This window comes from Verrucomicrobiota bacterium, from assembly GCA_019247695.1.
In the GTDB taxonomy this organism is placed as follows: Bacteria; Verrucomicrobiota; Verrucomicrobiia; order Chthoniobacterales; family JAFAMB01; genus JAFBAP01.
Window position 1 is genome coordinate 26,732 of record JAFBAP010000175.1, and the last position, 7,394, is coordinate 34,125.

The following is a 7,394-nucleotide window of genomic DNA, read 5'->3' on the forward strand; positions in this document are numbered from 1 at the left end:
CCTGAAATGCAATGGCGTGAAAAAGGCTTCTCGCTGGTGGAAGTGCTGGCCTCGGTGCTGGTGCTGGCGTCGGCTTCCGTGGCCATCACGGCCGGGTGGCGTTTGGCCGATTACAAGGAGTTGGCCATGCGCCTGGATGACCGCGCCGGACGCCTCCTCCGCGAGTGTTACGAGATGCAAACGTTCGCCCCGGCGGAGAGTAAGCCGTTCAAGGCCGCCGGTACTCCTAACAACCAGTCGCTGGTGCAGGGATTCCTTTACCATCCCCGGGCGCAGCCGAGCGACCCCGCACAGGATCGCGGCACTTACCTCGACGTGGTGCCTTACACCATTTCCATTAGCCCAGACGGAAAATCGATGGAACTTCGCTACGAGTTACCCGGCTTCGGCCGGATCCGTCAGCAAAGCATGCGCCGGTCCGCCGGCTTCAACCCGCAGCCGCTTGATCCTTGAATCACGATGGATCATCCGCGCCCCACTACCGCCGCTCCTGCTGCTGAACGTGCTTTCACGCTGGTAGAATTGTTAGCTGCCCTGGGAGCGATGGTCGTCGTTCTCGGGGCCGCAACCGGTTTCCTGCTGACCGCACTCCTCCGTGAAAACGCCGTGCTCGAGGCGGAGCGTCTCGAAGCGATGCACGACGATTTGGCCCAGATTATGGTCCGGACCGTCAAAACCGCGGCCGCGTTCCAGATCTATACGGACAAATCCCAATATCATCCGGGCCGGTCGGAGAACGGCGTGCGTACCGGTAACTTCCTGGTATGCGTGAGGACAGACGCGGACGGCACGCAGACCGAATCTGATTTCGAGTTGTCGGGCCAGGGGATCATTTACACAAAAACGGTCGCTGCCGGTACCGCGACGACCAAGACCTATGCGAACGCACGGATCCCGGCCGGGTCCGTCAACCTTTTTAACACAGACCTCGGGATGGTGCAGGCAGCCTGGGAGGTGCAAACCCGGCAGGATCTGGTCCCTTTCCACGTCTGCGCGATGCCCCTGGTCATGCGTTAAAAATCAGCAATCATGCTCAAGCGACGGCAACAACAGGGTTCAGTGTTCATCTACGTCATCGGCGCGGTCGCGATCGCTTCGCTGGTTGCCGCAGGTTATTTGCTTATTGTGGATAACGGCCGGGAAAGGTCCGCCCGCGAAGCTGACTCGGCCGCCCAGGAAATCGATCTCGAGGAAGGCATCCTGGCCATTAAGGAAGCAGTCGAGCAACAAGCGTTGGCGACCGCGCAAATCGACTTGGCAGCCAGCCTTTCGTCCGCTTCCGCCGGGACCGGTTTGCCGGCGACCTTTGATCTGCAAACGACCGACGGTGCGACGGGCCTCGTCACGCTGGCGAACTTTGCCGATAGTTCCTTTCTGCACCGCGCCGCCTCGTTGATGATGTCCGGTGACCCCTTCCTGAGCGCTCGCGCCGATATCCGGACCCTGAGCCTGCGGGCAAAAACCGCTCAGGCCTACCTCCAACCCGCACGCACCTCGAACAAGCAGGTGATGGAAAATCCCGAGATTGATTTGAGGCAGATCCCCCTTTCCGAGTTCACCGTCTACGCCGCAGCCGGGAGCGTGCAGTTAACTTCACGAACCTTTGCTTCCGGCAGCATCGGACGGGTCTACGCGCGGGGTGACCTTCAGATAACCGGTTTACTGAACTCAATCTGTCCCGTGGTTAGTGGCGGTCAGGTGAAATTGGCGGACGGTGCCGAGCTTGATCTGCAACCGCCGGGTACGGCGGTTCCGGCCGTCAGATTGTCCGGCGGTTTTGATAGCGGCAACGCGGACTTTCTGGCGATGGCGAGGACCGAACTGAATTCCCAGGTCATCACCCGCCAGGTTCTCCCCCTCAACGCCGGCGTGACCCCGATCCTTTATCAAGGTCAAGGCGCCGGTGCCGCTACCGGCGGTGGCTCCGGTGGCGGTACACGTAACAACAACCCGGGGGTTAACTTGACGGCATTCGAGGAAAGTTGTGCCGTGCAGGTCGCCGTCAGCCGTCAGGCCGGTCCGAAGCCCTCAGGCGGCGCCGCGTCAACGTCTTGGGTGGTAAACGTCACCGGCCTGGATAACTCCGGTTCGGAAGTGCGGCCCGGGATCGTGGCCTCGACGCAAGGCCGCCCGTTTGCAGCCGCTGCTCATGACGGTGTGACGGTCCTTGCGTTTGATTATGCCGCCATCGGCCGCCAGCCCGCACCGCACGCGATCAGTATCCGGATCTACAACGGCGCCGCCTTGGACCCGAATGCGCTGGTGCTGGTGCGGGGCGCTGACCGGCTCGGCGGCGACTTGTCCATCGTCAGCCCGCACCCGATGATGATCTCGGGCGACTTCAATACCCAACCGGTCGGCGGCGTTGTCCCGGCGGTTTCTCTGGTGACTTCACAAGGTGTGCAAATCGAGGGCAGCGCGGACGCACTTTGGGCCCGCCAGACCTTTGGGGCCGCCCGTTAGTTTAGGTTTCCCATGCATCCCCACGCTGACTCGAAGGTAGCGAGCGCAATCGGACTCCGCCTGGACCGTGGTGCGTTCGCCGAATGTAACCGCTCCCTGCTGAAACACCTTGCAGCCGTCATGGGCGTGAAGGTTGGCGAGTTCGGATCAATTTATCCAAACGGCGGCGAACAAAGTGATGCAAACGGGCAATTGCCGTCCATCTGGCAGCAGGATAGCGTCCTTGAAACCTATTGCCGCCAGGTTGACCTGGATCTCAGTTCGTTCCTCAGCAAAATCGTACGCGAATACCCGGTACCGGCTTTCAACCCGACGATCCTCGGCCTTTCCCCGGCCGACCTTATCATTCCGCCGCTGGCCATTCCCTTGATGCCGGTGGCGTCGCGCAACGGCGAAATTACCGTGGTTTCCTGGGTTCCGGGGCTGAACCGGTTGCTCGGGACCCCGGTTGCCGGGGTTCTCAACGCCTTCTGGGGGGTGACCAGCATCCATGCCCTTTGGTGTGAGCCCGCCCATTTGCGAGAGGCGCTCCGGATTTCGGCGCCGCGCCTTCTGATGAATGCCGGAATGGAACCCGTCCGGGAAATCCGCAATGGCGGTATTCCCTGGGTCGACCTCGATTGTATTCCGCCCAGTGAAAAGACCAACCAGTGGTTCAGCCCGCTGCTGCAACGCAAGTACGGCGCCGCGCCCCTCTACCTTGGCAAACGCGTCCTGACGCTTGGGGTTCCCAGGCTGCTGGATGCGAGGGTAAAAGCTGAAATCGAGGGCTCGCTCCGGCACCGGTTGACCATCCAGCAGGTGTTAGTCGACGAAGGTGCCCTGCAACGTTTTATCAGCGCCTCGGAGAGCCGCGCCATCAACACCAGCGGCATGGTTCAATCCATGCTCAACCTCGAGCGCACGGGGCGCAATGCGGAAACGCTCGAGGTGATCCAGGCCGAACGCCTTCACCAGGTGCTGCCCCGGGGGCGGGACGATGAACAGGCCGTGATCAAGTTTGTCCACTCCATCCTCTACAAAGCCATCGACATGGGCGCCAGCGACATCATGTTCCAGGAGTTTCCCTCCAAGCTCCGCGTCCGCTACAAGGTAGACGGCGATTGGTTTGATGAGACCGGCGATTTTCCCGGTCACGTTGCCAAACAGGTGATCTCGCGTCTAAAGGTCATCTCGGGGCTCGAGATCCAGTACGTGCGCCTGCCGCAGGACGGTGCTTTTCCGATCAAAATCGGCGATCAACGCTACGATTTTCGGGTCAACACTTCCTACCAGGCCCAGGGTGAGCAAGCCGTCCTGCGGCTCCAACGCGACCAGCGAAATCTCAAATCGCTCGCGGAATTAGGCATGCCCGAGCGTTACATCAAAGCCGTTGATGAAATCATGAACGGCGACCACGGCTTGCTGATTCTTTGCGGGCCCACCGGTTCGGGCAAGAGCACCACGATTTACAGCATCCTGCGCTCGCTGGACGCAGTCAAAAATAACGTGCTGACGGCCGAATCACCGATCGAAGTTTACCTCGAGAACATCAGCCAGACGCAGATCGACGAGGACGGCCCTTACACCTACGCGGCCTGGGCGCGTGGAATCCTGCGCCAGGCACCGGATGTAGTCATGATGGGCGAGATTCGGGATGAAGAGAGCGTGGAGGCCCTTATGCGGCTTTCCTCCTCCGGTCACCGCGCCGTTTCGACCCTGCATACCAACTCAGCCTGCGAGGTGCCCGACCGCTTCTTCCTGTTTCGGGCTCAGCCCTTCATGGTTGCTGACAGCCTGAAGATGGCCATTTCCCAGCGTTTGGTGAAAAAGGTCTGTCCCCGATGCTATGAGGAAATGCCGGTTCCGTCCGAGGAACGGCTGCGCCGGCTCGGCATCGATCCGGCGTGGCTGGCCGGTGCCGCCACGTTGCGGCGCGGGCGCGGCTGTGATTTCTGCCGCCAGTCGGGGGTGAGCGGTCGCCGGGCCGTGTTCGAGGCGCTGGTGGTCGACGAGGAGGTGCGCACTGCCATCCAGGATCGTGCGCCGGCCACCCATTTCCGACGACTCATGGAGGCCAAGGGCGAAATGACCCTGTTCGAACGGGCCGTGCGGGAAGCCGCCTCGGGCGCCATCGCGCTCGAGGAAGCCTGTAAGTTCCGGGATTTCGCTGCGGAATTGCTCACGAGGCGACCTCCGCGTCTCTAACCTTGGTCATACCGCAGCTACGGTGCCGTCGGCGTCGGTACCAGGTCCTCGGTATTGAAGATTCTCCACGCGGCCAGACCTAGTTCCCGGAACTTGGCCGCGAACGTTGAGTCCCCCACGCGCGGCCCGGAGAACGTGTAAACCTTGGTCGTTTCGATGCCTTTAAGTGGTCGGAAAAATGCCAGAGCCGCCCCCAGACGATGTCCGGTGATGAAAACCTGCGTCGAAGAGTTTGCCCGTTGAGAAAAAAACTGTCGAATTGCCGGAGCAATCTGCTGGTGAATGGACATGAAACCAGCCGTGGAATTGCCCCATCCCGGTTGGAACGGCATCGGATGAATCGACGCATCGTCAAACCATTCCAACGGTGTCTGCGTGCCGCGGATGACTGCGTAGATGGCGTCACCCTTTTTGGCAATGAATCCGAAGGGGAGCGGGGTGGGGTTGGCGGCGGGACGCGGCAAAGGAAGCTCGATCGGAAGCGGCAGAAAATTCTCAACTGCGAAGAATTGCGTCTCTACCGTGTACCCGTCCTGAATGGTCCAACGGGAAGGGGCGCCGGCTTTGGCAATGTTGAACTGCTGGTAGGCCTGATCAATGAGTTTGCCGCACGCGACGGCCTCGTCCACGCTGAAAGGAGGAGGAAAATAGGGCATGATGATAGATCGTTGAAGTTGGGTGAATCCGGGCAGGCTGCAGAGCAAGCTGCGGGCTGCGCGACCTTTTTTGGAAGCCTAGCATGCTCATATGCGCCTGCATATACGCAGGAATCCGTAGGCGGCGGAAACATCAGCTGGACCGACGGCATCATTGGGCAGCTCGACATCACGGCCGAAAAAGCCAACGGGTTGCATGGTTACGAACTAACTGGCCGTGACCATGCCGGTTTGGCCCGCCGCCCAGGGCTCAGTCGGGTAGATCGTTCCGGTCAGCGCCGATTAACAACGTACAAAGGGGACAGGATATCGGCGCCGTCGAGATTGCCCGGATGATGCCGTTGGTCTGCAATGCCGGGCTGTTGTTGTAAGCGAGCGCTCGCGTCACCCGGTCCCCCGGCTGGGCCCTCGGGCTCCTTGAACCTTCGGCGATCATGAGCGTAATGGTTCACAAACAGGCCCGGTGGGCGGACGATTGATGAACCCTTGCCGATTTTCTCCTTGCCGGCGATACCGGTACACGCTGACGCATGACGTTGCGGACCTTTTCAGCGCGCCGTCCGGTCACGGTTACGTGGCTTGGATCGGACTTAATCCGAGTCGGGCGGATGAAAGCCGGCTTGACCCGACTCTCTGGCGGGTTCGGGCGTACACAAACCGATTTGGGTTCCGGGCTTTTAAGATGCTCAACCTTTTTGCATACCGCGCGCCCGACCCGCGCGTCTTGAAAAGGGCTGCTGACCCGGTTGGCCCGGAAAACGACCATCACCTGCTTGAGGTCTGCCGGCAGGCGGCACTGGTGGTTTGTTGTTGGGGCGCCGGCGGTCAATACCGTGACCGGGACCGTGCGGTTATCGAGTTGCTGCGGGGCATTCCTCTGCACGCGCTGGCCCTCAGCAAAATGGGCCATCCCCGGCATCCGCTTTACCTTAAGGGCACTTGCTGGCCCATGCCTTTCGCCGGCAGCCTAGCGATACGTTGCGCAGCGGTCATGGCGGGTGTCGTCAGGGGGAAGGCGTAAACAGGAGGGGCTACCGCCCCTTGCTGATTTCTCTTCCGGGACGGGGCCATCGAACGTCGCGCTCGCATTTTTCGGATCGCACCCCCTTGCTCAGGCGGTGGAGACCTGTCCCCTTTTGGCACTCATCAAGACAAGAACCCCAGATGGTGACTCAAGGAGTGAAGCCAGTACCAGACCTGTCCCTCTTGCGGGCTCGGTGCGAGCGGTCTGTCCCCTTCTGGAAAACGCATTCCCACAGCAGACCTGTCCCTTTTTTGGGACAAAACGCTCCAAGAATGGAGGATAAGGCACGACGCGTGTGCCCATCGGAAGTTTGCCTACCCGGAAAAGAGAGCCTTGCCGCCCCCGGGTGTACGTGACCGAGACGTGGCTCGGCATGCAATGCTCCACGTCTCGTCAGATATATGTATGCGACGGCCGCGCGGCGTTTCCCCTCTTAGTTTTGACTAAGTCAATGCAACTTGGACCTGTCCGCTTTCGAGAGAACAACCGTCGTAAAATCTTTCAGGGCGCCATCGCCCCATCGCGCGGATGCGCTCTCAGGAGGGGCACACACGTTTTGGTCGCCGCGTCACAGGGGCCAGCCGTAAGCTGAAGCGAATGCATCATACCGCAGTCGTTCAACTTCCCGGACGGCAGCAACCTGGCTGAAGTAAACAAGAAGGAGTGCGGAATGAACTCTCACCGGGCCGACTCTCTTCTGCCATTCAGATGCTGAGGGGTCGCTACCGCAGCAGACTGCGCTTCCGCAACGCGCCAGTGCAGACCATCAAACTCGACCTGTTCGCCCTTGGGGGTCACTCACTCGCTTCAGCTCGGGGCGGCGCGCGCCGGCACGGCCCGGCCCCGCCAGCACACAAACCACTCCGCCCCGCCCCCTTCGGCCGCCCCCGCCGGCTCAGCGCCCGGCCCGGGCGGCAGGCCCGGGCCCCGCCAGCGGCTCAACTGTTCTTCGACAAAGCGGCGGCTGCCCAGCACCAGCCCGTTGGTCAGAAAGCGCAGCCGGCAGCCCAGGCTCACCCCGGCCGGCAACGCCCCTTTTTCCTGCTCGACCACCCGGCGGGCCA

The 7,394-nt window shown here is 61.3% G+C and carries 8 protein-coding genes; 5 read left to right on the forward strand and 3 right to left on the reverse strand.

Annotated elements, in window-relative coordinates:
• The first annotated feature begins 6 nt into the window (after nt 1–6).
• From JO015_20730 to JO015_20745, 4 genes are read left to right on the forward strand one after another with little or no spacing between them, the layout of a single operon-like run.
• Complete coding sequence (locus tag JO015_20730; GenBank protein ID MBW0001527.1) at nt 7–453, forward strand: prepilin-type N-terminal cleavage/methylation domain-containing protein; 447 nt, start codon at nt 7–9, stop codon at nt 451–453.
• Nucleotides 454–459: 6 nt separating this feature from the next.
• Nucleotides 460–1,017, forward strand: coding sequence for a type II secretion system protein (locus JO015_20735; GenBank protein ID MBW0001528.1), 558 nt, complete (start codon nt 460–462; stop codon nt 1,015–1,017).
• A gap of 12 nt (nt 1,018–1,029) precedes the next feature.
• Entirely contained in the window at nt 1,030–2,463 is a 1,434-nt protein-coding gene (locus JO015_20740) for a hypothetical protein (protein MBW0001529.1), read from the forward strand.
• A gap of 12 nt (nt 2,464–2,475) precedes the next feature.
• The gene (locus JO015_20745) at nt 2,476–4,650 is read left to right on the forward strand and encodes a type II/IV secretion system protein (GenBank protein MBW0001530.1); all 2,175 of its coding nucleotides are present in this window, start codon (nt 2,476–2,478) and stop codon (nt 4,648–4,650) included.
• Between the two features lie 17 nt (nt 4,651–4,667).
• On the opposite strand, the gene JO015_20750 is transcribed toward JO015_20745, so the two are convergent.
• Both JO015_20750 and JO015_20755 read right to left on the reverse strand, forming a co-directional pair.
• The gene (locus JO015_20750) at nt 4,668–5,306 is read right to left on the reverse strand and encodes a lipase family protein (GenBank protein ID MBW0001531.1); all 639 of its coding nucleotides are present in this window, start codon (nt 5,304–5,306) and stop codon (nt 4,668–4,670) included.
• Nucleotides 5,307–5,556: 250 nt separating this feature from the next.
• A complete protein-coding gene (locus tag JO015_20755) occupies nt 5,557–5,742 on the reverse strand; it encodes a hypothetical protein (GenBank protein ID MBW0001532.1) in 186 nt (61 codons plus the stop codon).
• A gap of 42 nt (nt 5,743–5,784) precedes the next feature.
• Here JO015_20755 and JO015_20760 point away from each other — a divergent pair, with 42 nt between their 5' ends.
• The gene (locus JO015_20760) at nt 5,785–6,327 is read left to right on the forward strand and encodes a DUF1643 domain-containing protein (protein MBW0001533.1); all 543 of its coding nucleotides are present in this window, start codon (nt 5,785–5,787) and stop codon (nt 6,325–6,327) included.
• A gap of 810 nt (nt 6,328–7,137) precedes the next feature.
• On the opposite strand, the gene JO015_20765 is transcribed toward JO015_20760, so the two are convergent.
• Nucleotides 7,138–7,394: hypothetical protein (locus JO015_20765; GenBank protein MBW0001534.1), on the reverse strand; the 257-nt coding region annotated here is incomplete at its 5' end.